This is a genomic window from Leucobacter sp. 7(1), from assembly GCF_900163635.1.
In the GTDB taxonomy this organism is placed as follows: domain Bacteria; phylum Actinomycetota; class Actinomycetes; order Actinomycetales; family Microbacteriaceae; genus Leucobacter.
This window is the reverse complement of record NZ_FUID01000026.1, coordinates 38,897-65,862: the sequence shown is the minus strand read 5'-3', so window position 1 is coordinate 65,862 and position 26,966 is coordinate 38,897. Positions and strand designations below refer to the sequence as shown.

The 26,966-nt window shown below is 66.2% G+C and carries 19 protein-coding genes, 3 tRNA genes and 1 pseudogene; 7 read left to right on the top strand and 16 right to left on the bottom strand.

Annotated features, from left to right (window positions below; translation table 11 throughout):
• Positions 1-483: 483 nt before the first annotated feature.
• Complete coding sequence (locus tag FM113_RS05735) at positions 484-3,054, bottom strand: helix-turn-helix transcriptional regulator (RefSeq protein ID WP_087012419.1); 2,571 nt, start codon at positions 3,052-3,054, stop codon at positions 484-486.
• Positions 3,055-3,422: 368 nt separating this feature from the next.
• On the opposite strand from FM113_RS05735, the gene FM113_RS18070 reads away from it, so the two are divergent.
• The 5 genes and pseudogenes from FM113_RS18070 (at position 3,423) to FM113_RS18600 (ending at position 8,459) form a co-directional block, all read left to right on the top strand.
• Positions 3,423-4,070, top strand: a complete 648-nt coding sequence (locus FM113_RS18070) for a hypothetical protein (RefSeq protein WP_087012417.1) — start codon at positions 3,423-3,425, stop codon at positions 4,068-4,070.
• A gap of 342 nt (positions 4,071-4,412) precedes the next feature.
• Positions 4,413-4,679 carry a transposase gene (locus tag FM113_RS18425; protein ID WP_254908891.1) on the top strand — a complete coding sequence of 89 codons (267 nt, stop codon included), beginning with the start codon at positions 4,413-4,415 and terminating at the stop codon, positions 4,677-4,679.
• A 96-nt stretch (positions 4,680-4,775) separates the two neighbouring features.
• A pseudogene (locus FM113_RS18420) lies at positions 4,776-4,967 on the top strand (hypothetical protein); the annotation flags it as partial.
• Between the two features lie 126 nt (positions 4,968-5,093).
• Positions 5,094-7,727: a hypothetical protein gene (locus FM113_RS18550; RefSeq protein WP_176387090.1), complete on the top strand. Its 2,634-nt coding sequence runs from the start codon at positions 5,094-5,096 to the stop codon at positions 7,725-7,727.
• A 453-nt stretch (positions 7,728-8,180) separates the two neighbouring features.
• Entirely contained in the window at positions 8,181-8,459 is a 279-nt protein-coding gene (locus FM113_RS18600; RefSeq protein ID WP_087012410.1) for a helix-turn-helix transcriptional regulator, read from the top strand.
• On the opposite strand, the gene FM113_RS05705 is transcribed toward FM113_RS18600, so the two are convergent.
• Both FM113_RS05705 and FM113_RS05700 read right to left on the bottom strand, forming a co-directional pair.
• Positions 8,453-8,526 (bottom strand) — tRNA-Met (locus FM113_RS05705). The two genes, FM113_RS18600 and FM113_RS05705, sit on opposite strands and share 7 nt — an antisense overlap.
• A gap of 35 nt (positions 8,527-8,561) precedes the next feature.
• A tRNA-Thr gene (locus FM113_RS05700) sits at positions 8,562-8,633 on the bottom strand.
• A gap of 121 nt (positions 8,634-8,754) precedes the next feature.
• Here FM113_RS05700 and FM113_RS05695 point away from each other — a divergent pair.
• Complete coding sequence (locus FM113_RS05695; RefSeq protein ID WP_254908889.1) at positions 8,755-9,228, top strand: hypothetical protein; 474 nt, start codon at positions 8,755-8,757, stop codon at positions 9,226-9,228.
• Between the two features lie 216 nt (positions 9,229-9,444).
• Here the strand turns inward: FM113_RS05695 and FM113_RS05690 are convergent.
• The 3 genes from FM113_RS05690 to serS form a co-directional block, all read right to left on the bottom strand.
• A tRNA-Ser gene (locus FM113_RS05690) sits at positions 9,445-9,535 on the bottom strand.
• A gap of 66 nt (positions 9,536-9,601) precedes the next feature.
• On the bottom strand, positions 9,602-10,480 hold the full coding sequence (locus FM113_RS05685; RefSeq protein ID WP_176387089.1) for an HAD family hydrolase: 879 nt from the start codon (positions 10,478-10,480) through the stop codon (positions 9,602-9,604).
• Between the two features lie 4 nt (positions 10,481-10,484).
• A complete protein-coding gene (gene serS / locus FM113_RS05680) occupies positions 10,485-11,756 on the bottom strand; it encodes a serine--tRNA ligase (RefSeq protein WP_087012408.1) in 1,272 nt (423 codons plus the stop codon).
• A 106-nt stretch (positions 11,757-11,862) separates the two neighbouring features.
• Between serS and FM113_RS05675 the strand changes: the two genes are divergently transcribed.
• Positions 11,863-12,861: a diacylglycerol kinase family protein gene (locus FM113_RS05675; protein WP_087012405.1), complete on the top strand. Its 999-nt coding sequence runs from the start codon at positions 11,863-11,865 to the stop codon at positions 12,859-12,861.
• A 62-nt stretch (positions 12,862-12,923) separates the two neighbouring features.
• Here FM113_RS05675 and FM113_RS05670 read toward each other — a convergent pair whose 3' ends face one another.
• From FM113_RS05670 to pta, 10 genes are all read right to left on the bottom strand, one after another.
• The gene (locus FM113_RS05670) at positions 12,924-14,057 is read right to left on the bottom strand and encodes a hypothetical protein (RefSeq protein WP_087012403.1); all 1,134 of its coding nucleotides are present in this window, start codon (positions 14,055-14,057) and stop codon (positions 12,924-12,926) included.
• Positions 14,054-14,434, bottom strand: coding sequence for a PadR family transcriptional regulator (locus FM113_RS05665; protein ID WP_087012401.1), 381 nt, complete (start codon positions 14,432-14,434; stop codon positions 14,054-14,056). Before FM113_RS05665 ends, FM113_RS05670 begins: the two co-directional genes overlap by 4 nt.
• Positions 14,435-15,064: 630 nt before the next feature.
• Positions 15,065-16,024, bottom strand: coding sequence for a prephenate dehydratase (gene pheA, locus FM113_RS05660; RefSeq protein ID WP_087012399.1), 960 nt, complete (start codon positions 16,022-16,024; stop codon positions 15,065-15,067).
• 68 nt (positions 16,025-16,092) lie between these two features.
• Complete coding sequence (locus FM113_RS05655) at positions 16,093-16,443, bottom strand: hypothetical protein (protein ID WP_087012397.1); 351 nt, start codon at positions 16,441-16,443, stop codon at positions 16,093-16,095.
• Positions 16,444-16,684: 241 nt separating this feature from the next.
• Complete coding sequence (locus FM113_RS05650) at positions 16,685-17,749, bottom strand: aspartate-semialdehyde dehydrogenase (protein WP_087012396.1); 1,065 nt, start codon at positions 17,747-17,749, stop codon at positions 16,685-16,687.
• A gap of 29 nt (positions 17,750-17,778) precedes the next feature.
• Entirely contained in the window at positions 17,779-19,056 is a 1,278-nt protein-coding gene (locus FM113_RS05645) for an aspartate kinase (protein WP_087012394.1), read from the bottom strand.
• A gap of 117 nt (positions 19,057-19,173) precedes the next feature.
• On the bottom strand, positions 19,174-19,770 hold the full coding sequence (gene recR, locus FM113_RS05640) for a recombination mediator RecR (RefSeq protein ID WP_087012392.1): 597 nt from the start codon (positions 19,768-19,770) through the stop codon (positions 19,174-19,176).
• Between the two features lie 81 nt (positions 19,771-19,851).
• The gene (locus tag FM113_RS05635; RefSeq protein ID WP_087012390.1) at positions 19,852-23,286 is read right to left on the bottom strand and encodes a DNA polymerase III subunit gamma and tau; all 3,435 of its coding nucleotides are present in this window, start codon (positions 23,284-23,286) and stop codon (positions 19,852-19,854) included.
• A gap of 197 nt (positions 23,287-23,483) precedes the next feature.
• Positions 23,484-24,668: an acetate/propionate family kinase gene (locus tag FM113_RS05630; protein WP_087012388.1), complete on the bottom strand. Its 1,185-nt coding sequence runs from the start codon at positions 24,666-24,668 to the stop codon at positions 23,484-23,486.
• Complete coding sequence (pta, locus tag FM113_RS05625) at positions 24,665-26,788, bottom strand: phosphate acetyltransferase (protein WP_087012386.1); 2,124 nt, start codon at positions 26,786-26,788, stop codon at positions 24,665-24,667. Before pta ends, FM113_RS05630 begins: the two co-directional genes overlap by 4 nt.
• Between the last annotated feature and the right edge of the window lie 178 nt (positions 26,789-26,966).

The window sequence follows — 26,966 nt, the reverse complement described above, 5'->3', positions numbered from 1 at the left end:
TATGGCGCGCTTCCGAGACAAGGCCCTGCACTCTGCAAAGTACGTCTGAACTTGGGTTCTGTCAAGGAAATGCAGGTCTGTGCACCGGGCTGTGGCAACTGCTCCGAGTGCCAGAGACGCGAAAGCGGCTTCCCACGAGTTCCGCGTGAGGCGACACGGGCTCGGCCGTCAAGCCGAGAAGACTGGCGCTGTGGCCGACCGAGGGGATGGGGGATGGGGGTATCGGTCGACCACAGCGAAGTGCTAGCTTCATCAACTCCGTCGTTGCGAAGAATCCACCAGCGGTGAGACATACACAGAGACATGACCAAAGCCTTGCCCCTCCCTTTCCGCTCCGCCACCCGGAAACCGGGCGTATGTGGTGCGTTGTGTACCTCTCAGAAACGACAATAGGTTGGATTTCCGCGTTTACTCGGCACCTGAGTACCCCAGAGCCCGAGTCGAGTGAGGTAGGTGGGTGTTCTGAGTACTCAGTCCGGCCACCTACGCAGGCTCTCCTGCAGCTTCCCCTACCCAGCCCCGCACGGCATCAACCACTTCCTGCCGAGAGGACACCCGAAGCTTCCGCATGAGCCTGTGCACGTGATTCTCGACTGTGCGAATACTGAGCACGAGCTCTTCCTGGATCTGTCGGTTCGTCAGTCCGGCCGCAATGAGTCGCGCAACCTCCTCTTCCCTTCGAGTCAATTTCGCTTCTGTGGCCACCATCTGCAGAAGATCCATTCCGCTGCTTTCAAGCGCACTGCTAAACGCGTCACGCTCCGCTGAGATGTCAGCAGCAAGCTGGTGATCGTTCCGGACGTCCTGCAGCCGGCTGAGATCACGATAGGCCTGCATTGCGTGTCCGATCTGCCCCACCGCTGCGAGCAGCTGGATCACCTCGCGCACCCCCGCCGCATGCCCGCGCGACCGGGCACGGAGGTAGTCCAAGATTGCCCTGAACGGCTCACTATCGATGCCCTCCAGCCACCCCGAGAGTTGCTCTGCCCGAGTCTCGTCATAGCGGTACTCCAGTGACCGCACGGCGCTGTGTGCAGCCGCAAGTGCACCTCCGCGCCTGCGCAGGTCGAGGGCGTCCTCCCAGCACAGTTTGGCAGCGACTGAGACCTCCCCCGTGGTTGCGGCGAGCTTCGCTTCCGCCCAGGCACGACTGGTTCCCGGTAGCGTGCCAGCTGAGAGCGGAACCGAACCCAACTCGCGCACGAGACCCTGAATCTCTTCAACTGATCCGTTGACGCTGACGAGGCCACAGACCCGCACGCCCAGGTGAGCATTCTGAGGAAAGACCGGCACGGTACCGAGCGCCGTAAACAGCTCGTTCACCCGCGCAATGCCAAGGCTCTGCCCGCGTGACAAGACAAGCAGGAACAACACGTAAGTGTAGGCCCGCATCATGGTCCCGTCGAGCTCATCCTTCGCGTCTTCGAAACCCTGACTCACGGTGCGGGTGGCGGCCTCCGCGCGGCCCGCCCCCAGATCCACCAGCGCGTCGTACACGCGTGCGCGGTGCCCGACCCGGTCTTGGCTCCACTGGCGCAGCTCTGCGATCCCAGCGCTTGCTGCCGCGAGATGGCCTCGAGCGTAGTGGACCGCGACCAACTCGGTGCGAAGTTCCTGCCGCACAAGCAGCGGCAAGTCGACCGCGTCTGCGAGTTGCGTCTCCGCATCCACCGGGATCACGTCGAGGTCCGCGGCGAGCCGCATTCGCGCCGCGACAACAAGACCGCGGTACTCGCCGAGCGCACGCCCCCGGTCCCCCGCATCGTCGAGGAGCGCGAGCGCCGCCCGGACGTCTCCCTTCTGATATCCAAGCACCCGCGCTTCCCAGACTCGGAGACGGGCAAGCTGTTCCGAGCTGAGTGGCAGTCCCGACACCAGTGCGACGACGGCAAGTGCCTCCGCGGCCGGTGCGCTGCTGGCCACGAGCGCATCTATATAGCGGAGGCCCGCGTCCGCGCTCCCGTGCTCCTCCCACGCGCGGTGCGCGGTCCTGAGCGTGACGGCCCTCTGTTCAGAGACTCGCCGGATCATCATCGGATCGATCCGCCCGATCCGAACCCTCGTGTCAATGGGAGTCAGCGCCTCAACCGGTTTCGCGGTCACCTCTTCGATCTGGGCGCCGACCCGCGCCAGCCGCATGGGGGACCGACCGTGTCGAAACATCTCGCCGAGGATCGGCGGGTTCACGGTCACCCAGTGGCGGGTCCCGGTGGCCTCAACGGCGATGAGCTGTTGGCGCTCTAGGCGTTCCACACGGTCCGCCCCGATCAGAGACACCGCGTCCGCGGCGGACACGAGCCCCGCGACGGCAATCGCCTCAAGCGCATCCGCGTCCTCCGGCCCCGCTCCCTGGGCGTAACTCCGCACCATCGGGAGCAGACGGGGACTCCAGAGATCCCGTGCTGCCACCCACAGCCCGTCCACAAGCTTCAGATTCCCCTCGATCACTCCCACTTCGGCGATGGCGACCGCGAGCTTCACAAGCCCCGCGGATTTCGCGTACACCCGACTCAAAGTGCCCGCGTCGAGTGGTGCGCCGCACACGCCATTGAGCACAGCGCCGAGCTCTTCCAAGGTGAGCGTCGGCAGCGGCACGGTGACCGCCTGCGGGGCTCGCTCCGGGGCCGTATTTTCGCGATCGCACAGCAGCACGATCTGCAATTGCGCCGAGGCCCGATACAGCGCGATTGCCGCTTGCAGCAGCGGAGTGAGCGCTTGCGGACCGTCGACAACGAGCGTCAGGGGACGACTCCCGAAGGCTCGTTCCATGTGCGCGGCGAGTTCGGTTGGCGAACTCACCGTGGTGTTCGGAATCGTACGCCCCTGGTCAGCCAGCGCAGCGAGCAAAACGCTCGGCACCGGGCGTTCGTCGCCCACGTCGGGAAGCAATACGGCCGCCTGACCGTGCTCTCTGATCTCGGCGAGGAACTCACGGAGAAACCGGGATCCGCCGTTCCCTCTCGGCGACAACAATTCGACGTCGTACCCAGCCAGCAAATACCGGCGCAGGACCTGCACTAAGTGCGGGCGCGACTGATAGGAAACCTTGCGCAAGAGAACCTCCAGGTTCGGTCCCCCGAGCCCCGTGGACGCAGCGATCGGAGCGAACCCGAACTGCGTCCCCCAGTGTAACCGGGCCTGCCTGAGTACGGGTTGGGTGTCTTCCAGTGGGAAAGAACCGCCTCACACTCACGGTCCTCCCAGGCTCCCGCACTTGGAGCGACCCCTCGGCCTCAGCGCAGAGCGCATTTGTTTCCTCATACCCGGCTCTCCTCACAGCGATAGTGCACTGAGTTAGAATGGATAACAGATAGAAAACGCACATACTTAGAGGTGTGTCGCCGTGGCAGCCGTCATTCACGACTCGCAACCCACACGCCTCCCCCGATCTCCCCGGCCCGCGTGAGCCTCGAAAGGACGCCATGAGCACGGAACTCCCTGACCCGACCCCGACCGCGCCCCCGGCGAGCCCCGCTCCCGCACAGCCCGGACTCTTCGCCCGGCCCGCGGAGAGAATCACGATACTGGTGCTCGGCGGACTCCTGGCGATCGGCGCCGGCGCCGGCATCACCTACGCGATCATGAACGGGAACAACTCCGCAGCCACTCAGCCAGCTGAGGTTGCCGCACCGGTCGCCCCCGAGGCACCCGCCGCGGCCGATCCCGCGCCGGTCGCCCAGGAGGCTCCCGCGACGCCTCAGGCCCCCGCGCCCAAGCCCACCACAGCGGCCCCGCGACCAACAACCCAAGCTCCGGTCGTGGCACCCGAGGTCAACGGCCTGTGCCCTTCGCCCGCTTCCGAGGTGTTCTACGGGACCACCAAAGAGTTCGTGGTACGGATCTGCGCGCAGGCCGGGGACTACTTCTACCTCGGAGGTAATGACGCACTCGGGTACATGCTGCTCCCCGCCGAGCGGCGGCAGGGAAGCGACGGCCGATACGCCTTCGCCACAAACGGCGACACGCTGTATAGCGTCACACCGAGCAGCCTGGTCGTCACACCCGGAAACGGCGAGAGCTGGTCACAGGAATGGCTCTCCGGCAACATGAGTGGGCTGCGCAGCTGGTAGCAGGCACATCGCTGACAAACGAAAATACCCCCGACCAAGACCGTGGGTATTTTCGTGACTCTCTGTAGCTGAGGCGGGGCTCGATCCCGCGACCTCACGATTCCGATTCACCCAAGCCAATTCGCCACTTTCAGCACGAAAAGTTGACCCTTCCTTGCCCACAGTTGACTTGGCCGAATGGAAGAGCCAACGTTGTGCAAGCACACGAACGATCCCCAACGCGCGAGCCTGATCTTGTTCGCTTCAGGGGCAGGGAAAGATCAGTTCTTGGGGTGACTCGTTCGCGGGGTGACAGACGAAGGTCACCAGGCATTGGGGTCTGCTGAGGTTTCGGTTGAGTCCATGACCGCATACTTCCTGGGTATGGAGTGCGCTGGAAGTATGGCAGTCGTGCCGAAGATCAATTCCGATGAGTTCACACGAGACGCCGTGGCGATGGTCACTGCGGGGTCGTCGCAGAAGACGGCGTGCAGGGACCTGGGGATCTCGAAGACCGCGCTGCAGACGTGGGTGAGAGACGACCGGTTCCGCTCGCATGGGATGACCCCATCGACCGATCCTGATGAGCGCCGCGAGATGGCCGCGGCGGTGCGGAGGAGGCGCATCTGATCGGGGTGCTCCGGGAACTGCACGAGGACGACCCCGAGGGTGGGTACCGGGTCCTCTCAGACGACATCGCCGACCTCGGCTATGTTCTTGCCCGAGCGCCGGTGGGCCACCAGGCTCGAGCTGCGTCTCGCGATCGTCCAGTGGATTGAAGGGATCTACCATCGCGAGAGGCGGCAACGCAGACTCGGGAAACTGACCCCCATCGAGTTCGAGACCCTAATGAAGGATGTCGTCGCACTGGCGGCGGAGACCCTGGACTCAACCAAAGCTTCAGCACACCCCGTATAGGACCGTCGTGCACCAGACCCAGGTCTTTTGGATAGATGTGTAGGAAGCATCATCTTGGGGAGATCTTGACCAAACTCCGCACTCCCACTATGCCCCCGAATGCCTACATGCGTCTATACTTGGACGATGACCAACCTTTTCGGTGACGACGCCGACACCTCCATTCACCGCACGCCTCGCCGCACTTCGCGCGTGCTGGCCGCACTGTCTACCGCAGCGGCACTCGCCATCAGTGTTGTAACTCTGGTTGCGCCCGCCCCGGCACAGGCCGTCATCAATCCGACCGATGCCATCTACGGCTTCACCGATCCTTCAGGCACCGATTGGCGCGTGCCGAACGGAGTCAGCACTGTCGTGGTCGCGCTGCGCGGTGGCACCGGTGGCCAGGGGGCCGGAAAAGGGTCTTCCGGTGGTCTGGGTGCCGATTTCTCGGTCGAGCTTGATGTTGCGCCCGGCGACGTGCTCACGGTCTACGCCTCGACGAGCGCCACCGGCAAGAAGGATGAACGAGACGGCGGTAAGGGTTTTGTGAGCGGCGGCACCGGCGGCAAGGGCAGCATCACCGGCAAACACGCAGGAGGAGGAGGCGGAGCCGCAGCCGTGAAGCTCAACGGCACACTCGTCGCGGTGGCCGGTGGTGGAGGCGGTGCGGGCGGCAGTGCCACACACAGCGAGAACAAGAAGCAATGCTCAACCTTTGGGGACGGGCGTTGCGAGAGTGTGAGCGTCACAAATCTCGGCGGTATGGGCGGCACTTCCTACGCCCCCTCAGAACCCACTTCCGGTAACGGCAGGTCCGGCGGCGGAGCGCACCCCGGCGCCGGTGGGCTCGCTGGCATTGACAACGCTCAGGCAAAGGGGTACAAATCGGTGGGTCAGGCGGGCAGCTCCGCGGGCCTCAACACCGACGGCGGTGGCGGTGGCGCAGGCGGTGGCGGTTGGCCAGCGAGTGGTCTGGGCGGCGGCGGCGGTCAGAAGTTCTGGGGTTCGAGCGGCGGCGGCGGCGGCGGCGCCGGCATGACCTGGACCGCGGCAGGCGTGCGTGACGCAAAAGGTCGCGCTTCTACCTACGATAAGACTGCCACCTGGCTCGTGCGCATGAATTCCAACTTTTTTGAATCGACGACCGCCTCATACGTCGTGGTGCCTGGCAAGTCTCTCGTCGCGTTCACCGCAGAGGGCACCCCACTGAGCGACGTCGGCATTGGGGTGAAGGTGTTCGCCAGCACGGCCCGCACCTCCTATGTCGGAACACGAGGCACTTTCGTCGTCACTGAGGGAGATCAGAAGCTCGCCGAGGGCAACACGAACGACAACGTCACCGGTGCGACCAACGGGCACGCGAACCTCTTTTTGCGGCATCCCAGTGGGCGATTCAGCCCGGGCGAACACGAATTCCGTATCAAATTTGCTCCAGAGCAGCCGGGGCTCACGAGCTCGACCTCCACACTGCGAGTTACCTTCCCCGGCCCCACTGCCATGTTCGAAGATGGCGAAGTCACCAATGAGCTCGATAGTGCCGATGACACCAATGGCGTCGGTGCTACCGATAGCGTCGACACCGGAAATGATCTCAGCACTGATGATGATCTGACTCCCCCGGAGCTTCCCACCCCGACCGCGACCGCGACCGAATTTGTCTCGGTTCCCGATTCGCTGAAGGCGTTCACTCCGGCGAGGATCACCGCGCAGGTCACTTCCTCAAGCGCCACAGTCGGCGGCTTTGCCGAGCTCGAATCTGATGGGCAGCCAGTCGCTTTTACCGAGCTCAACGACAGCGGACTCGCGGTATTCGCAGACGCGGTAATTCCGCCTGAGGCACAAACCTTGACGGTCTCGTATCTCGGGGATGATGACGCGTACTTCTTGCCGTCAGATTCTGTGCCGCTGCCCATCAGCGTCGCGACTATCGCCACGGGTACGGTCCTGAATCTCTCGAACCTCGATATCAGCGCTGACGGTACGATCCTCTTCGCGGGCACCGTCACCAACGCAGACGACACCGACACAACCGATCCGCGCGGCGCGATCGAGGTTGTCGCAAGCGAGGGCGAGCCGGAAGAGCAACTTTTCACGATCCCTGCCGGGCTGGATTGTGACACTGAGGGGGTCGATCTCGACTGCGAGACAGCGGAAGAGGGGCTGAACAATGCCATGTCGGCGTTCTCGCTCGAGGTCGGCGAGTTGCCAGTGGGCCGGCACACCATCACGGCTCGGTTTGTGCCAGGACCCGGTTTCGCGCCTTCCGAGAGCGAACCTGTCACCTTCGAGGTACGAGGCTTTGAAACGAGCGTGCGGGCCAGTCAGACCCGCTACTCAGTGGCAGCGGGCGAGGTGGCCGAAGTTCCAGTGTTCGCGGCCCTTGAGTCGGTAGGAGTCGATGGTTCCGTGCAGGCCTTCGAAGATGGTAAGCCCCTCGACTTGCCCTTTGGCGTTGAAGCCGGTGCTGGTTCGGTCACTCTTCCTGCGCTTTCCGTCGGGTCACACCAGATCGAACTCGTCTTCGCCCCCGAGAGGCTTGACCTGCTGCCCAGCTCCACCACTGTCGAAATCGTAATGGCTTCTGCAGGTATCGGCACTGGTGAGGAAGAGGGCGCCGGGAACAGCCCCGCCACGCAGCAGAGTGGTTCCGGTACCAGCGGCAAGCTCGCGCGTACGGGTGCCGAGAGCTCTGGCATTGGTGTCCTCGGGGTGGGTGTCCTCCTCCTCGGTGCCGCGGTGCTCCTCCTCGGCAGGAGGTGGCGGTCGGCGATGAGTTAATCGGGCTCTTCGCATTTGAGGGTGTAGAGCTGCACGGGAGCTCAAGGAAGGCCGCTCAGGGGGCCTGTGGGTTCTTGCCAGCGCGCCTGGTCACTTGGTTGTGGCCGCCAGCGGCGATCCGTGATCCGAGATGAATTCGTGAAGGGCCGTTTTGGTTGCGTGTTGCCGCGCAACACGCAACCAAAGTGGCCCGTCTTCGAGCTTCTCTCTCGAGGTTCTGGCTCCTGGCCACACTCGCGATTCCGGATCGCCTGTGTTGGGTAGCGCCGTTCCAGTAAGGAACGATCTGAACCTCTCGAAGGGTTTCGAGTTTCGATGCGGGATGGGCAGCTCGTGGCTGTGGGCCTAGTTGGGGGGGGCGCAGGGAACTCCGCCGCCTATCTTTACACCCTCATTTGCGATGAGCCCCTCAAGTAATCTGGGGGCATCAGTGAGCCGCAGCTTGAATCAAACATGTACGACCACGTGTCGCTTCGGGTCAACCACCTGAGGTTCGGTAGTCGCGTCTCGCAAAAGCAAATCGCGTTGAAAGCTGGCCTATCGGCCCCCACACTGAGCAACAAGGTAAACGGCGTAACCAGGTGGACCCTGGACGAAGTGGTGGCCATCGCGGACACATTTGGCGTCACGCTCGACTACCTCATTGGTCGCCAGCCGATTGAATCGGCAACCCCGCGTAAACGTCGAAACCCCCTCCGAAGAGGGGGTTTCGTTGTGACTCTCTGTAGCTGAGGCGGGGCTCGATCCCGCGACCTCACGATTATGAGTCGTGCGCTCTAACCAGCTGAGCTACTCAGCCAAACTGGCCCGCACGAGTGCGGGCCAGAGAGTCAGAGCCCCGACCCAGGATTGAACTGGGGACCCCTTCCTTACCATGGAAGTGCTCTACCACTGAGCTATCGGGGCGTAGCCACCTTGCGATGACAACCGTTTGAGAATAGCACCTTTCGCATCCCGATACGAAATCTGCTTGGCTATACATGAACGCCGGGCATGTCGGCGGGACGCTTGCAGAGAAGGAGCGCGCGTGAACAGCCGCGTAGTTGGTGTTGTTGGAGTGGTATTGGCGCTGTGGATGGCGCTCGGCCGGTGGCCATTTGGGATTGGCGGGTCACTGTCCTGGTGGTATGTCCCCACCATTGGGCTCATCTTTGCCGGGCTGCAGTTGTGGCTTGCGCGCCGGATCTCGATCACCCGAGCACGCGGTAAGCGCACGGGACGCAGCACCATCGTCACCCTCATTCTGACCTGGGTGTGTGCGATCGGGTTCGGCTTCACGGTGCCAGACCTCGCGAACGGGCAACTGGAATCGATTCTGAGCCTCGCCTCCGGCTCTGCGTTCTCCGCGGAGATGTCGATCGCGCTGTGCAACCCGCTCGGGATCATCGCGTTTGTGCTCGCCACCGCATCGATCATGTTCGCGTATTCCGACGCGCGCGACCCCAAGCCCGAAGAAGATGAGGGCCTCGAAGGCACGATGGTGGCGCACCCGTTGCAGTAGCAAAGCCCGCGCCCCAGCCCCGCTCCCGCGCACCCAAGTCCCTACGCCCCCGAAAGCGCAATTTTGCGTCTTTTCCCCACTCGGGATGTGCGAAATTGACCTTTCGGCGCAGGATCAAGGTGCGGGACGCGGGCGCGGCAGGGCGGGACGGGGCTGCATTGCACCACTAGGCAATAAAAAGTGCCCGATCGGGTTGATACCTGATCGGGCACTTTGTGGCGGAGGGTAGGGGATTTGAACCCCTGACTGGGGGTTACCCAGTGCTTGTTTTCAAGACAAGTTCCTTCGGCCGCTCGGACAACCCTCCGCGAAAGAGCCTAGCAAACCGCGGGCGCCTTTGCGCACCATGCGCGAAGCGCGAGCGCTGCGCGGGTCAGGCGAGGCCCGGGAACCGCTCGCGGAGCGCGAGCAACAGGCCATTCTCCTGGATCGGGAGTGTGACGCGAGAAGCTACCTGCTGCACGTCCGGGTCAGCCTGGCCCATCGCCACACCGTCTCCACGGTGCGCGGCCCAACGGAGCATGTCGATGTCGTTGCGCCCATCCCCCGCCGCGAAGACACGTGAGCGATCGATCCCGAGCCGCTCGCGCACAACCTCAAGCGCGCTCGCCTTCGTCACCCCGTACGGCGCAATGTCGAGCCAGGAGGTCGTCCCGACTGCGTAGGAAACATGGGTGAGGCCCAGCGACTCGACGGCCCCCAGGAACTCCTCAAGGCGGTGATCCGGCGAGACCACAACCACACGAGAGGCCTGCACCCCGAGCAGATCCTCAAAGGGCACCTTCCGCTGCTGCGTAGGCAGCGTGCCCGTTGGAATCTGCTCCGTGTACAAAAAGCCGCCGTCCGCGAGCTCGACCGCAAAGCGCGCGGTCAGCAGCTGAGTGCGGATCTTCTGCAGCGCGTCACTCGGGTCGAAGGCCTCAACGATCTCCCGGCGATAAGCGCGCGTCGCGAGCGGATCCCGCTTCAACGTCACCGCACCGTTCGCTGCGACAACCCAGTCAGGCCGGATCTTGAGTCGCTCCACGATGGGCAGCGTCGCGTCCACCGACCGCCCAGTCGCAATGACGACCTCGTGCCCCGCCTCGTGCAGGGCACGAATCGCCACGGCCAGATCCGGGTCGATCCGGCCGCCCTCCGAGTCGTCGCCCGCGCCCTCTCCAAAACCGTGACTCAGCACGGTCCCGTCGATGTCGAGCGCAACGAGGTGGCGTGCCGCCTCCGAGACAGGCGGCAGCAGGGGGGTCGTCATTCGGTCACACTCCAGTGATCGGGGTGAGGACCTCAAGCCCTCCCAGGTAGGGACGCAGCGCCTCCGGGACGGTGACACTGCCGTCAGCCTGCTGATGAGTTTCGAGGATCGCGACAAGCCAGCGGGTTGTCGCGAGGGTACCGTTCAGGGTCGCAACCGGCGCGGTCTTGCCGCTCTCCGTGCGGAACCGGGTCGCGAGGCGGCGCGACTGGAACGTGGTGCAGTTACTTGTGGAGGTCAGCTCACGGTAGGCATCCTGGGTGGGGACCCAGGCCTCGATGTCGAACTTCCGCGCGGCGCTGGATCCGAGATCGCCCGCGGCGACGTCGATGACGCGGTAGTGCAGGCCGAGCGCCTGCAGCATCTCCTCCTGCCACCCGACAAGACGGTCGTGCTCCGCCTCTGCGTCGGCCGGATCGGCGTATACGAACATCTCCAGCTTGTTGAACTGGTGCACGCGCAGGATCCCGCGGGTGTCCTTGCCGTGCGATCCTGCCTCGCGGCGGTAACAGGTCGACCAGCCGGCGTAACGCAGTGCACCGGGCGCAAGATCCACAATCTCGTCCGAGTGGTACCCGGCGAGCGCGACCTCGCTGGTTCCCGTCAGGAACAAATCATCGGCCGGCAGGTGGTAGACCTCGTCGGCGTGCTCACCGAGGAACCCGGTACCGCGCATCACCTCGGGCTTCACGAGGGTCGGCGTAATGAGCGGCGTGAAACCGTGGCTCAGAGCTTTGTCGAGTGCGAGATTCATGAGTGCGAGCTCAAGGCGGGCGCCCACTCCACGGAGGAAGTAGAACCGTGCGCCTGAGACTTTCGCCCCGCGCTCCATATCGATCGCACCGAGCATCTCGCCCAGCTCCAGGTGGTCACGCGCCGGGAAATCAAACTCCGGCTTCGCCCCGACCTCGCGCAGCGTGACGAAGTTCTCCTCGCCGCCGGCGGGCACGCCATCGATGACGATGTTTTCGATGCGCATCGCGACGGCGGCGAACTCGGCTTCCGCCTCTTTCGCGCGGGCGTCTGCGGCTTTCACGGCGGCCGCAAGCTCCTGCGCGCGCGCGATCAGCGCGGGTTTGTCCTCCTTCGAGGCCGCCTTCACCTGCTTGCCGAACTCGTTCTGTTCGGCGCGCAGAGATTCGAACTCAGTCAGGGCGGAACGCCGCGCGGCATCGGCGGCGAGCGCGCTGTCCACCACCCCCTCGTCGCTTCCTCGTGCGCGCTGCGAGCGCTTCACGGCTTCGGGATCTGTGCGGAGCAAGACTGGATCGATCACGCGTCCCAGCTTAGCCGTGCCCGGCTGAACGGTGGCGGCTTCCTCGCGACATCACTCACGCGCGCCCCACCCGGGTTCCGGACGCCGCGGGCACTACGCTGGTGCCATGTCTGCCTCTCCCGCGCGCCCCCAGCCGAGCGCGGCCGTGGTGTATCACCCGCTCAAGACCGATATCAACGCACTGCGGGCCGCGGTGACGACGCATGAACAGCAGGTCGGCTGGGCCCCCACACACTGGTACGAGACGGCCGCCGAGGACGCAGGAGTTGCGGCCGCACAAGAGGCCCTTGCACGCGGAGCGAGCGTTGTCCTCGTGAGTGGGGGCGACGGCACGATCCGTGCCGTGTCCGAGGTGCTTCGCGGCACCGGGATCCCCATCGGGATCGTGCCGCAGGGCACGGGAAACCTGCTCGCCCGCAACCTCGGCATTCCCCTCAACCGGATCGAGGAGGCCGTGCGCGCGGCGTTCTACGGACGGAACCGCGCTGTCGATGTCGGCATCCTCACGATCACGCGTGAGGATGAATCCCAGGTCGAACATCTCTTCCTCGTGCTCGCTGGGATGGGGCTCGACGCTCGCACGATCTCCGCGACCCGGTCAACGCTCAAGAAGCGGCTCGGGTGGCTCGCCTACGTCGATGCGGGTGTGCGCACAATGTTGCGAGACGGCCCGCTGCAGATTCACTATTCAATCGACAACTCCCCTGTGCAGCCGCTTTCGGTATACACGGTGATGATCGGCAACTGTGGGCTGATGCCGGGTGGGGTGCTCCTGATCCCCGACGCGAAGCTTGACGACGGCAAACTCGACGTCGTCGCGCTGCGCCCGCTCGGACCGTTTTCCTGGCTCCGGATCTGGAACAAGATCGGCTGGGAGAACGGCGTGCTTCGGAAGACGAAGACGGGCCGCCGGATCATCGACCTCGTCAACGACACCCGCAGCGTCTCCTACCTCCAGGCGACGCGATACGCGCTGTCGGTGCCGGGGCCGGAGCCTGTGCAGTTGGATGGGGACGACTTCGGGCTCGCGCTCGCGGTCACCGGGGTGGTCGACCCCGGCGCCCTCGTCGTACGCGTGCTTCCGGAGTGGAACGCGCAGGCCTGACGGATCAGATGACGCGTTCGCCACGTGGTGGCGCGCACTCACCGGCGCGGGGCCCGGACCGGTCATGGCCGGCTCGGCGCTTCCTCTGCGGCAGTGTTTTTCTCGGCCGCCGCGGCAGTGTCGCCCGCGGTGTCTGTCGCAGTGTCTGTCGCGTCAGCGCCATTTTCCGCGGCAGCGTCTTTCTCAGCGGCAGGGTCCTTTCCGGCCTCATCGCTTGCGTTTGCGTCACAGTCCGCGAGCGCTGCAAGCTTCTCGAAGGGAAGCTTCGCCGACTCCCCCGGCCGCGCCTGGTACTCCTCGAAGTCTTCATCGTTGCCCCAGCCCAGATCGTGCAACTGTCGCAGGGGGAACACGTTCCACTCGTCCGGCATCGTGCCGGCCGCATTGCGGCGCATTTCGCCCGGCCCCTCGGTCATGGGCGTCCAGCCATAGTCCCCGCCGGGCTCGCCAGCTCCCGTGTGGAGGGGGCGTCCGTCCTGCCGGTACAGACGTACCTCGGTGAGCGGCTTTCCCTCGCAGTCGTAGGCGAAGATGTTCGTGATCATCTCCCCGTCGGAGTTCAGCCCGGGTTGATTCCACGGCTCCTCCGTCGTCTGTGTGAGGGCCTGTGATGCTCGCTCCATCACAAACGCTGCCATCGGCAGGAGCGCCAGGATTACCACGGCACTCGCGATCCGGCGCAGCCACCGACCCCAGCCGCTGAGGGTCCACTTCCCACGCCCCCATTGCACGCTCACCACGACAGCGGCGAGCGCGGTAAACGCCAGCGGCCACCACAGCAGTCCCCAGTTGAGGAACAGGGCGATGAGCGCGGCGATCACGAGCCCGCGCAGCACCCACCACACGGGACGCAGCGCGACAACGAACTCGGTGATTGCTCGGCGGGCGGGCGTTGCCGCCAACCAATGCTGGGCGCGGTCACCCCACGCGGCCACGCGGTCACGGAACGGTACTGATGCGGGGCTGGGATCGGAAAGCGCAGCGCGTGGTGGCAACCCGGCGGCCTGACGCAGTTCCGCGGCATAGTGCGCCGGATCCCCCAGCTCACCGCCGTCGTCGAGCCTGTCCGCGAGGTCGGCGGGGAGCCCGTCCGTGAGCTCATCTACCTCCTCGCGCGGCAGGTCCGAGAGCTGGGCGCGCACCGCGGTCGCGAACTCGGCCGCGCGTGCGTTGTGGGTGCCGGTTGTGGTGCTCATGCGTCCGCTCCTGACGGGGTCGTGGGTGTGACGGGGTTCAGCGAGGAGCGGCTCGTGGGGTCGCCGGAGATGAGTGCGCTCAGCGTCGCGGCGAACCGCTCCCATCCCGCTCGCTGCGCTGCGAGTAGCTCGAGCCCCACCGGCGTGATGCTGTAGTACTTCCGGTGCGGGCCGCCGTCTGACGGCACGACATACGTCGAGAGCGCTCCCGCCGCATAGAGTCGGCGCAGCGTCCCATAGACCGAGGCGTCACCAACTTCCTCGAGGCCACCCTCGCGGAGGCGTCGCACCACGTCGTAGCCGTAGCCGTCTTCGCGGTGCACAACCGCGAGCACGGCGACGTCGAGCACTCCCTTCAGGAGTTGCGTCGTATCCATGGTTCCTCCGTAACCCGCGGGCACTTCGCCCTGCCACACTAGTGTGCATTACACAGTAGTGTGGTGTCAAGAAGGGCGGCTATGCCCCAATCCTCGCCGAGAACTCAATTTCGCACCTGAGCCAGCCCAGAAATGTGCGCAATCACGATCTCGGCGGGGCCTGGAACACATCCCTTGTATTGGTTTGCGCCCGGGGTACCTGCGAGCACCCCGAGTACCTCACCCGCAGGGAGACTAGGGAAGCGGGGAAGCAGGGAAGCAGGGAAGCAGGGAAGCAGCCGAAAACCCGATTTCGCACCTCACCCAAGCCAGGAACGTGCACAATCCCGATCTCGGAGGAGTTGGAGTGCCCTGAGCATTGGCCTCCGCCGAGGGTACCTGTGAGCACTCCATCACTCCATCCCCGCCGAGAACTCAATTTCGCACCTCAGCCATCCCAGGAATGTGCGCAATCACGATCTCGGCGGGGCCTGGGGCCTGGGCTCTAAGCTTTGGGCTCTGGTCCCTGGGGCCTGGGGCCAGGGACCAGGGGCCAGGGGCCTGGGCTCTGGGCTCTGGGCTCTGGAGTTTCAGGGGTGCGCTGTCGCGCATTGGATGGGCAGGGCAGGGCCCCGGAGGCAGGGCCCCGGACTAGCCTTCGCCGTCGGCGGTGCCCTCGATGACGCCGCGCAACCAGTCCCGGGCGTCCCGGAATGCATCGTCGTCGTGCGCAGCGCGGGTCGTCGCTGCCACACGATCTGCGCGGGGGTAGGAGCCCAGGAACACGACGTGGGGGCTGAAGCGCTTGATCCCGAGGAGCGCGTCAGCGACGCGAGCATCCTTCACGTGCCCCTCGGCATCGAGCACAAACCGGTAGCGGCCCATGCGATCCCCGATCGGGCGCGAGGCCAGCAGCGTCAGGTTCACACCGCGAGTCGCGAACTGCTCGAGCAGGTCGAGCAGCGCGCCCGAGCGATCCTCCGGCAATTCGACAATCAGCGAGGTCTTGTCGGCTCCGGTGGGCTCCCCCACGGGCACCGTACGGCTCACAAGCACGAAGCGAGTCATGGCATCGGGGTTCTCCGCGAGCCCCTCAGCGAGTACCTCGACATCGTAGTGCGCGTCGATCCCAGGCGGCGCGATTGCCGCATCGATCCCCTTCTCCGGGTCGAAGAGATCCGCCGCGGCCTGCACGTTCGAGGTTGCGATCAGGTGCCGGTGCTGCGTGGTGTGTGCGTCGAGCCAGGTGCGGCACTGACCATAGGCAACGGGGTGGCCAGACACCACCGAGACCCGGTCGAGCGTCATCCCGGGGCGCGCCACCAGGACAAAGCTGACGGGGACGAGGTACTCGCCGATAATTCGGAGGCCGGGAATCGTCGCGAGGGCGTCCTGCGCGACCGTGACCCCACCGTCGATGGAGTTCTCAATCGCGATCATCGCGGCATCACTGCGCCCCGAAACCACTTCGGCGAGCGCCTCGCCGAGGTTTTCCACCGGATGCCAGTCCTGCCCCACAGCCTCGGGCACCTGCTTCAGGGCCGCCTCCGTAAACGTTCCAGCCGGCCCCAAATAGGAGTAACGGCGGACCGGGGCGGCGTGTGCAGACATGGTCCCCAGCGTATCGCGTCCCGCGCATCGAGACGGTCCGGCTTCCGTGTCTTCACCCTCCGAAACGCCTACTGCGCCCGAACGCCCGGATCCCCACGGTATACCAGTACACGGCACCGCCGGACTGCCGCCTCGGCACCGTCCAGCTGCGCCTCGTACCCGGCACGGGCCGCGGCCTCGAACACCCAGCGCGCGTTCGCAGCCGATACGAAGTGGAGTTCCAGCGGGTCCCCCACTGCCCAGTCAATCTCAGGCGCCCAGTGCTCTCCACTGATGAGGACCTCGATCGAGTCCCGACACCATTGTGGCGAGCGCTGCTCGGGCACCCCCAGTGCCGCGAAGAACGCGCGGCGCAAGATCAGCGGTTGCGATTCGCTCAGCAGAATGCGGCGGTCACGTGCGCTGAGCTGCTCGTGCATAGTGAACGTACTCCTCGCGCCGCGTCCCGGATCTTCCTGTCACAATTCTGGGTTCCACAATGCGACACAGCACGGTGCCGAGGGAACTGCAGTACTTCAAGTCGAAAGCTGAGTGTTCCCACACCCGTTTCCCCGGCCTCCAGCGCGTGTCTTCCCTGGTGCAGCCGCGTCCCACGACATACGGCAGCGGGGGCAGGATCCGCCTGGATCCTGCCCCCGCTGTCAGAAACTGTGGTGCGTGCTACGCCGTGACGAGCAACTTCGCTGCGACGAGTTCCGCGATCTGCACCGCGTTCAGCGCAGCACCCTTGCGGAGGTTGTCGCTTGAGATGAAGAGCGAGAGCCCGCGCCCCTCAGGGGCTGACTGGTCCTCGCGGATGCGGCCAACGAGCGTCGGGTCCTGGCCAGCAGCCTCGAGCGGAGTCGGCACGTCCGTGAGCTCGACGCCAGGGGCCGACGCGAGTACCTCTCGGGCTCGGTCCGCGGAGATATGGCGCGCAAACTCCGCGTTGATCGAGAGCGAGTGGCCCGTGAACACGGGAACGCGAACACAGGTGCCCGCAACCCGCAGCTCCGGCAGGCCAAGGATCTTGCGGCTCTCGTTGCGGAGCTTCTTCTCCTCGTCCGTTTCCCCCTGACCGTCCTCAACGATGGAACCGGCGAGCGGCAGCACGTCGAACGCGATCGTCTTTGTATACACCTCGGGCGCGGGGAACGTGACAGCTGAGCCATCGTGCACGAGCTGCTCGAGCTTGCCCGACTCGACCGCCGCAGTAGCCTGTCCCGCAAGTTCGCGTGCGCCGACAAGCCCCGAGCCGGACACGGCCTGGAACGTGGTGACCACAAGACGCTCAAGACCAGCCTCGGCGTGCAGTGCCTTCATCGCCGGCATCGCCGCCATTGTGGTGCAGTTCGGGTTCGCGATGATGCCCTTCGGGGCCGCGTCGATCGCCTCGGGGTTCACCTCACTCACCACGAGCGGAACCTCGGGATCAAGACGCCATGCGCTCGAGTTGTCGATCACGATGGCACCCGCGGCGGCAAACTCCGGCGAGTACTTCTTCGACGCGGTACCGCCAGCGGAGAAGAGCGCGATGTCGATCCCACTCTTGTCCGCGGTCTCAACGTCTTCGACGGTGATCTGCTCGCCCCGGAATTCCAGGGTCGTACCGGCGGAGCGAGCGCTGGAGAAGAAGCGCACCGAGCCGATCGGGAACTCGCGCTCCACGAGGAGGCGACGCATCACTGCGCCGACCTGACCCGTCGCGCCGACTACGGCAACGCTGACGCCATTCTGTTCTGACATGTGTGTTCCTATTCGTGAAGTGTGTGGGCCTATCGGCCGGTGCCTGCGTAGACTGTCGCGTCCGTTTCGGCGTCAAGCTCGAAGGCGGTGTGCAGCACGCGCACAGCCTTGTCCATGACGTCCGCACGGGTCACCACCGAGATCCGGATCTCCGAGGTCGAGATCATCTCAATGTTGATGCCCGCGTCAAAGAGCGTGCGGAAGAGCTTCGCCGAAACACCCGAGTTGGTGCGCATGCCGGCTCCGACGACCGCAACCTTCGCGATCTGGTCGTCGTACTGCAGCGCTTCAAACTCGAGCGCATCGCGCTCTGCCTCAAGCGCGTCAATGACCCGCTTGCCGTCGCCCACAGGGAGCGTGAAGGAAATATCCGTGCGGTTCGTGTCGGCCGCCGACACGTTCTGCACGATCATGTCAATGTTGGCCTGCGTCTTCGCTACGATCTCGAAGATTTCCGCGGCCTTGCCAGGGACATCTGGGACGCCGCCGACCGTGATCTTGGCCTCGTCCTTCTCAGCCGCGATACCAGTGATGATCGGATCTTCCACCTGATCTCCCTTCGGATGCCCCTTCGCGGGGTCGTAAACAATTGTGCCCTCTTCGCCCGAGAACGAGGAGCGAACGTGCAGCACGACACCGTGCCGGCGGGCGTACTCGACGGCGCGCAGGTGCAGCACCTTTGCACCGGATGCTGCGAGCTCCAGCATTTCTTCGGCGGTGATCGCGTCGATCTTGCGGGCGCGCGGCACCACGCGAGGATCGGTCGTAAAAATGCCATCGACGTCGGTGTAGATCTCACACACGTCCGCGTTGAGTGCCGCAGCAAGAGCCACGGCGGTGGTGTCGGATCCGCCACGGCCCAGCGTCGTAATGTCGCGGGAGTCCCGGTTGAAACCCTGGAACCCGGCGACGATCGCGACGGCCCCCTGGTCGAGGGCTTCACGTACGCGTCCCGGCGTGACGTCGACGATCTTGGCGGAGCCGTGCTCCGCCGTGGTAATCATTCCGGCCTGGCTGCCAGTGAAGGACAGGGCTTCGAGCCCCATGCCCTTGATTGTCATGGCGAGCAGCGCCATCGAGATGCGCTCACCAGCGGTGAGCAGCATGTCCAGTTCACGAGGTGCCGGGATCGGAGTGCACTCGGCGGCAAGGTCGAGCAGTTCGTCCGTGGTGTCACCCATGGCGCTCACCGCGACAACGACCTCGTTTCCGGCGCGGCGGGTCTCAACGATCCGCTTGGCGACGCGCTTAATGCTCTCCGCATCAGCAACCGACGAGCCCCCGAACTTCTGCACGATCAATGCCACGCGGGTTCCTCCTCAAATGCGAACGCGAAGTGCCAGTCTATCGCTTCGTATATGACGATTCGATTTCGGGTGTCATATTGCCGTGCCTTCCGGCCACATCGTGACCGATCCGGCAAGCTATTCGATCCGGCGACGCCCCTCAAACGCCCGTCCGAGCGTAACCTCATCGGCGAATTCCAAGTCGCCGCCCACGGGGAGACCGGAGGCCAGCCGCGAGACAGGCACCTCAATGCTGTTGAGCAGGCGTGACAGATAGGCGGCCGTCGCCTCGCCCTCCAGATTGGGATCTGTCGCGATGATGACTTCGCGAATCTCGGCCTCCCCGAGCCGACGCATGAGCGCCGGAATCGAGAGATCGTCCGGGCCAATGCCATCGATGGGACTGATCGCGCCGCCGAGCACGTGGTACACGCCCCGGAACTGGCGGGTGCGCTCGATTGCGACGACGTCTTTGGGCTCCTCAACCACACAGATCAGGCTGCGGTCTCGGCGAGGATCACGGCAGATCGAGCACTCTTCCTGCTCGGTGATGTTGCCGCACACCGCGCAGAACCGAACCTTCTCGCGAACCTCGCTCAGCAGCTCCGCAAGCTTGCTCACGTCGAAGTTCTGCGTCTGCAGGATGTGGAAGGCGATGCGCTGCGCCGACTTCGGGCCGATGCCGGGGAGCCGACCGAACTCGTCGATCAGGTCTTGAACAATGCCGTCGTACACGGGGCGTGCCTCCAGGAGTGTGATGCGCGGATAGCCGCACCCCGCGTGCGCGGGACGGTCTCAGTGTATGTGGTGTGATGCCTAGCGTGGCGGGAGCGGACGCTCCTCGACGAACCGCGCCCCGAGCACCTCGCGCACGACGGCCTCGCCGTACCGGGTGAAGGTTGGCGCGGTGCGCTTTGGGGCTTCCGGTGCTTGCTGTGCGTCCGCGGCCTTTGGGGCGTCCGGGGCCTCCGGTGAAGGCACGGATGACTCGGCGCTCGCGGCACCTGGGTGTGCTTGCGCAGTCGCGGCGGGTGCCGGATCCACTCCGGGTGTGCGATCCGTTCCAGCGGGGGCGGGGGCAGTAGGTGCGGGCCGAGATGCAGGCGCGGGCACGGTCGGTGCGGTGGGTGCCTGAGCTGAGGCGTTGGGGACCTGAGCGGCCGATGACCGGGACGAGCTCGGCGTGGCGGTCGACGCGCCCGATGCCGCAGCAAACGGGTCGCTCGTACCGTACGCGTCTTCTTCGCTGTCCCCGCTGGGCAAGGAGTCCATGTCGCTGTACGGGTCACCGTGAGCGAACGGGTCCGTGGGTTCAGTCGCCGCGGTGCGCGATGCCGGCGACTTCGGCGGGACTGTCGGGGCCGCGGACGCCGCCGCGGGTACTGCAGCGCGGGGTGGCGTGTGCGCTTTCGGCTGCTCGGGCTCCCCAACCGAAGCTGCGGGATCCGCCACGCGGACCGGTACCGGCTGCGGCTGCGGCTGCGGCTGCGGCTGCGGCTGCGGCTGCGGCTGCGGCTGCGGCTGCGGCTGCGGCTGCGGCTGCGGGGCTACCGATTTCACTGCGGGCGGGGTCACCGCCGGGACAGTTCCGGGCTCGGTGGCGTCCGTCCCCGGAGTCATCCCGGGAGTTACGGGAGTTACGGGAGTGACGGGAGTGACGGGGTTTCCGGCGGCGGGTTCGACGGGAGGTGTCCCCGGCGTTGCAGGAGCCGACGGGCTCACGGGAGCCGTAGTGCGCGCCGCAGTGTTCGGGTGTGCTGGTGCCGCAGGCACCGCAACGGAAACGGGCGCGGCAGACTGTGGCGGTGCTGGCACGGGATCAGCCCAGGCCGGGGCGCTGAGCGCCGGTCCCAGACCGTTCAGCCGCGCTGTTGCGCGGGCGACCGGGTCGTCCGCACCCGCTCGATGAGGCTCCTCTGCGTCAGCGTCCGGCCGTGGTTCCCGAGCGGTCGTCTGCGCGCCGGGCGCGTTCTCGGCCTGTACACGCGTCGGCTTGTACTTCACGCTGATGCCCACGGCAGACAGAATCGTTTCGCGCAGCGGCCCAGCCCCGGCGGACTTAAACGCCGCAAGGTCCGAACCGGAGGCCAGGCCCACCGTCAGCACGTCACCGTCAAGCGCGAGCGGCGTAACCGGTCGCACGGCGTTCCAGGCGTCGCGGTCAGATTCGAGCAGTTCGTCGAGCAGATCCTGCCAGAGTTCCATCAGGTCGTCGAAGCCGGCGGCGTGCCCGTCCTCACCGGGAACGTCAGCGTCGTTTTCGGGGTTCCCCGCGGCGGTACCGCTCGCCGCGGTCGATGCGGCGGCCTCCGTCTCCGATTGGCCGGGCGTCGGGGTCTGTGTCGAGGTCGCTGCCTGAGCGGGAGCTTGGCCCTGCGGCGCGGCAGCCTGCGGTGCGGCAGTCTGCGGTGCAGCCTGCGCGGGCGGCTGAGCTGCCGCAGGATACGGACGCGTCGGTTCCGCGCCAATGCTGGCGACCTGCGCTGCGGTCAGCACGTCGGTGATCGGTCGGCCGAAGCCAGCGACACCCGCGTTGGGGTGCGGCTGTTCTGTCGTCTGCGCCCCGCCGGGCACGGCAGGCCGCGGTGCCGACTGAGCGGGAGCGGCCTGGACCGGAGCAGCAGGGCTCGGCACGCTCGCCTCGGGCGCTGCTGGCGCCTCGGGCGCGGCTGGTGCCTCGGGCGCTGCAGATACTGCAGGCACCTCGGGAGCCTGTGCCTCGGGCACGGCTGGCGCGGCGGGTACTGCCGGTGCTGCCGGTGCTGCCGGTGCTGCGGAGGCTTGCGCCTCGGCCGGAACAGTTGGCACCTGCGGCGCGTCGCCGGCGTCCTCTTCACGCAGGAAATCACGGATCGAGGCCGCGGTCTGCGCAGCGTTGGGCGCGGCAGACACGTTCGGAGTCGGAGTCGGTGCCGCAGCAGCCGGAGCAGCGGGAACAGGAGCAGCGGGAACAGGAGCTGGCTGCGGCGGGGCAACCGCCGCGCTCCGGGCGGCCGCGACCGCCGAGAGCGGGTTCACCGCGGGTGCTGCAGGCTGGGCCGGAGCGGCGGGGGCCGCCGCAGGGGCCGCCTGCTGGGGGGCGCGGGCAGGTGCGGCTGGTGGCTGCGCCGAGAACTGGCCCTGCGGAGCAACCTGGCTCTGAGGGGCAGACGCCTGGACGAGGACACGGGCGATCATGAGTTCGAGCTGCAGGCGGGGGGCGGTCGCCCCAGCCATCTGATCCAGCGCCGCGCTTACCGTGTCTGCCACGCGCGAGAGCTCGCCGCGGCCGAATCGTTGGGCCTGCTCAAACATGCGCGTGAGCTGGTCCTCGGGCACACCGCGGAACACTGCGGCCGCCCCCTCAACGGACGTGGCGCTCACAACAATCAGGTCGCGCAGTCGTTCGAGGAGGTCCTCGACAAAACGACGTGGGTCCTGCCCTGTCTGCACGACGCGGTCCGTCGCCTGGAACGCGGCCGCGGGATCATGCTGCCCGAACGCGGACACCACATCGTCGAGAAGCTCGGTGTGTGTGAAGCCGAGCAGCCCCGCCGCACGCTCCGACGTCACGAGCGCCGTCTCAGATCCGGCGATGAGCTGATCGAGGATCGAGAGCGTGTCACGCACGGAGCCGCCACCCGCGCGCACCACGAGGGGCAGCACACCGGGCTCGACCTGCACACCCTCGCTGTCGCACAGCGACTGCACGTAATCGATGAGCGTACCGGGCGCAATGAGTCGGAACGGGTAGTGGTGCGTGCGGGAGCGAATGGTGCCGATCACCTTGTCCGGCTCCGTCGTGGCAAACACGAACTTCACGTGGGGCGGCGGCTCCTCGACGATCTTGAGGAGCGCGTTGAAGCCGCCCGGCGTGACCATGTGGGCCTCATCGATGATGAAGATCTTGAAGCGGTCGCGTGCCGGGGCGAACACCGCGCGCTCGCGCAGGTCGCGCGCGTCGTCGACGCCACCGTGGCTTGCGGCGTCGATCTCGACAACGTCGAGGGATCCGCCACCATCGCGGCTGAGCTCAACGCAGCTCGGGCAGACACCGCAGGGGGTGTCTGTGGGACCCTCTGCGCAGTTCAGGCAGCGCGCCAAAATACGCGCAGACGTGGTCTTGCCACAGCCGCGCGGGCCGCTGAACAAATAGGCATGGCCGATTCGCCCCGTACGGAGCGCGGTCATGAGCGGATCGGTCACCTGGGCCTGTCCGATCATCTCGGCAAAGGCTTCGGGCCGATAACGGCGATAGAGTGCGGCAACCACGGGGTCCATGCTACCCGTGACCCCCGACAATCGCCCCCGAGCGGCCGAACCCACGCGGCCGCCCTCACCTACCCTGATGCATTTTCCCCAAAGTGAGCGAAATTCCGCGAAGAATCCGTCGTGCTAGATAATTTCCGTCAGTTTAGGCGGGGTGGACCGGCGCGGGCGCCCGGCGGGTGGGCCAGCACCCGCGCGGGCTATGCCGTGACGAGGTCCCAGGTCTGGCGCGCAATCTCCGCTTCCTCGTCCGTGGGGACGACAAGGACCGCCACCGGGGAGTCATCAGTGCTGATGCGCCGCGCTTCGCCACTCACCGCCAGGTTTCGTGCCGGGTCGATCCGGACCCCGAGCCACTCGAGGCCCGCGCACACGTCGGCACGAAGCGCGGCGTTGTTCTCGCCCACGCCCGCGGTGAACACGACCGCGTCGGCCCCGCCAAGCGACACGAAGAACGCCCCCAGGTAGTGCCGGATCCGGTGCACCATCACCGCAATCGCCAGCTCGGCTTCGGGCTCGCCTCGGTCGGCTGCCGCGCGCACGTCCCGGAAGTCCCCGGTGCCGGTGAGCCCCAGCAGGCCCGAGCGCTGGTTCAGCAATTCGTCGACCTCGTCCGGGCTGAGTCCCGCGCGCATCAGGTGCAGCAGCGCGCCCGGATCAATGTTGCCGGAACGGGTGCCCATTACGAGCCCCTCCAACGGGGTGAGCCCCATACTCGTATCGACCGAACGCCCACGGTCGACGGCACACGCGGACGCCCCGTTGCCGAGGTGCAGCACAACTTGCCGCAGCTCTGCGACCGGTCGGCCTAGGAACTCGGCCGCGCGCCGCGAGACGACCTGGTGTGAGATCCCGTGGAAGCCATAGCGCCGGATCCCATGCTCCGCCGCCACCGCGGTGTCGATCGCGTAGGTTGTCGCCTGCGGCGGCATCGTCTGGTGGAAGGCGGTGTCGAATACCGCGACGTGCGGCACGTCCGGGAAGACCTCGCGTGCCGCCACAATTGCCTGGTAGTGGCCTGGGTTGTGCAGCGGTGCCAACTCGCTCAGCGCGTTGATGCGCTCCGTGACCCGGTCGTCGAGCAGGGTCGGCGCGCTGAACTCGCCCGCGCCCTGCACGACACGGTGGCCGATCGCGACGATGCCGAGGTCCCGGGCGGAAAGACCGTGCCGCGCGAACGCGTCGAGCATCGCCGTGAATCCCGCGGTGTGATCAGCAAAGGTGAGTTCCAGTTCGTCGGAGCTCGCACCGCGGTGCAGGATCCGTCCCTTCGGCTCTCCGATCCGTTCAACGAGACCGGACGCTTGCCGAATCCCGGTCTCCGCCTCAATCAGCTGATACTTGATGGAGGAGGACCCGGCGTTCACCACAAGCACGTTTCTCATGCGCGCACCCCGTCCCGGGTCATGCCGGCCTGTACCGCCGTGATCGCAACAGTGTTGAGGATGTCGGTCACTGTCGCGCCGCGCGAGAGATCGTTCACGGGCTTGGCGAGTCCCTGCAGCACGGGCCCGACCGCGACGGCACCCGCGGATCGCTGCACTGCCTTGTAGGTATTGTTCCCCGTGTTGAGGTCGGGGAAGATAAACACGGTGGCGCGCCCAGCAACCTCCGAGCCAGGCATTTTCGCGGCACCGGTCGCCGGATCGCTCGCAGCGTCGTACTGCATCGGGCCTTCGAGTAGCAGTTCCGGGCGGGCCGCGCGGGCGAGCGCCGTGGCCTCACGGACCTTGTCGACGTCTGCGCCGGATCCCGACTCACCGGTCGAGTAGGAGAGCATCGCAACGCGGGGGTCGACGCCGAACTGCGCGGCGGTGTCCGCGGAGGAGATCGCGATATCCGCAAGTTGCGCCGCCGTGGGGTCCGGGTTCACGGCGCAATCGCCGTAGACAAGCACACGGTCGGAGAGGGCCATGAAAAACACACTCGACACGACCGATACCCCGGGGCTCGTCTTGATGATTTCGAGGCCGGGCCGGATCGTGTGCGCCGTTGTGTGCGCCGCCCCGGACACCATGCCGTCGGCAAGCCCGAGGTGCACCATCATCGTGCCGAAGTAGCTGACGTCGGTCATCGTCTCGCGGGCCTGGTCGAGCGTGATGCCTTTGTGTGCGCGCAGCCGCGCGTATTCGGCTGCGAAGCGCTCGCGCAGCTCGGAGGTCGCCGGATCGATCGTCTCGGCGGCTTCGATGGACAGGCCCAGCTCGCCGCCCCGCTTTCGGATCGCGGCGGTGTCGCCGAGGATCGTGAGCCGCGCGGTGCCGCGGGAGAGGAGCGTGCTCGCGGCGCGGAGGATCCGGTCGTCGCTGCCCTCGGGCAGCACGATGTGTGCGTTCGCGGCTGCGGCGCGGTCAAACAGTTCATACGCGAACATCACGGGGGTACGCACCCCACCCGAGTGCAGGCGGAGCCGCTCGCGAAGCGTGACGCCGTCAACGTGCTGGGCGAAGAGGGCGAGCGCGGTGTCGAACTTCGCGGTCGAATCCTGCGTGATCAGGCCGCGTGCCCGGGTGATCCGGCGCACCGTGTCGAACGTGCCCGTGTGGGTCCGGACGATCGGGAGGGTCGAATCGATGCCGTCGAGGAGCCGCTCCACGTCGGCGGGCAGGGCGAAGTCGCCGTTCAGCACGACGGCCGCAATCGTCGGGAACGTCGGGGCCTCGTGCGCCATGGTGACGGCAAGCAGCGTCTCTGAGCGATCCGCCGCGATCACGACGATCGACCCCTCGAGCAGGCGCGGTAGTACGTTTTCCATTGACATTCCGGCCACAACGATGTCGCGCGCCTCGCGTGCCAGCAACTCGCTCGACCCGCGCACGAGCTCGCCACCGACGGACTCGATCACGCTCGACACGGGCGGGGCGACAAGCAGCAGCTCCTCAGGCACCGCCCAGACGGGAACTCCTGCGGGCAGCACGGCCGTGACCGCGCGCTCGATGTCGCGCAGGTGATCGGGGTCCGCGCGGTTCACGAGCGCGGCAAGCACGGTGGCGTGTTCGGACTGCAGCTCGGCGAGACCCAGTTCCGCGAGCTGCCCCAGTTCCGCGGCCGTGCGGGCGGGCTGCTGCCCGAGATATTCCGATTCCTCGTTTGACCGTCCGCCCAGGACAAGCAGGACGGGAGTGTCGAGGTTCGCGGCAATGCGGGCGTTGAACGCGAGCTCCGTTGGCGCGGCGACGTCGGTGAAGTCGGACCCCACGACCACGATCGCGTCGCAGTGCGCGCGGAGCTCCTGGTAGGCAGTCACGATCCGGGTCATCGCGGCGTCCGGATCGGCGTGCGCGTCCTCATAGGTCACGCCAACGCATGCCTCGTAGGGAACATCCGCCGTCGCCCTGCGGTGCAACAAATCCAGGACGCGATCGCGCTCACTGGCGGATCGAATGAGGGGCCGGAACACGCCCACGCGCGGGGCATCCGCGAGCAACGTGTCGAGCACACCGAGCGCCACGGCGCTCTTTCCGGTCCGGCCCTCGGCCGAGGTCAAGTAGATGCTTGCTGCCACAAGCGTCAGTCTACGCGGGCAACTCCTCGCACGGATCGGAAGTCGCTTAGCGTCACCCAGCGTCGCGGAGCGCAAGCGAGCTCACCCGCAGCGCTCGTCACAGACCAGAAACGGCGAGGGGCCGGATCGGGGCTTCCACCCCTGATCCGGCCCCTCGAGGAGTCCGAGCTTGGACCGG

What these genes read in the sequence shown, in the direction of transcription:
- FM113_RS18070 (WP_087012417.1), top strand. Translation starts at nt 3,423, where the DNA reads ATGAGCACGGAACTCCCTGACCCGACCCCGACCGCGCCCCCGGCGAGC.
- FM113_RS18425 (WP_254908891.1), top strand. Translation starts at nt 4,413, where the DNA reads ATGACCGCATACTTCCTGGGTATGGAGTGCGCTGGAAGTATGGCAGTC.
- FM113_RS18550 (WP_176387090.1), top strand. Translation starts at nt 5,094, where the DNA reads ATGACCAACCTTTTCGGTGACGACGCCGACACCTCCATTCACCGCACG.
- FM113_RS18600 (WP_087012410.1), top strand. Translation starts at nt 8,181, where the DNA reads ATGTACGACCACGTGTCGCTTCGGGTCAACCACCTGAGGTTCGGTAGT.
- FM113_RS05685 (WP_176387089.1), bottom strand. Translation starts at nt 10,480, where the DNA reads ATGACGACCCCCCTGCTGCCGCCTGTCTCGGAGGCGGCACGCCACCTC.
- FM113_RS05675 (WP_087012405.1), top strand. Translation starts at nt 11,863, where the DNA reads ATGTCTGCCTCTCCCGCGCGCCCCCAGCCGAGCGCGGCCGTGGTGTAT.
- FM113_RS05670 (WP_087012403.1), bottom strand. Translation starts at nt 14,057, where the DNA reads ATGAGCACCACAACCGGCACCCACAACGCACGCGCGGCCGAGTTCGCG.
- FM113_RS05665 (WP_087012401.1), bottom strand. Translation starts at nt 14,434, where the DNA reads ATGGATACGACGCAACTCCTGAAGGGAGTGCTCGACGTCGCCGTGCTC.
- pheA (WP_087012399.1), bottom strand. Translation starts at nt 16,024, where the DNA reads ATGTCTGCACACGCCGCCCCGGTCCGCCGTTACTCCTATTTGGGGCCG.
- FM113_RS05655 (WP_087012397.1), bottom strand. Translation starts at nt 16,443, where the DNA reads ATGCACGAGCAGCTCAGCGCACGTGACCGCCGCATTCTGCTGAGCGAA.
- FM113_RS05650 (WP_087012396.1), bottom strand. Translation starts at nt 17,749, where the DNA reads ATGTCAGAACAGAATGGCGTCAGCGTTGCCGTAGTCGGCGCGACGGGT.
- FM113_RS05630 (WP_087012388.1), bottom strand. Translation starts at nt 24,668, where the DNA reads ATGAGAAACGTGCTTGTGGTGAACGCCGGGTCCTCCTCCATCAAGTAT.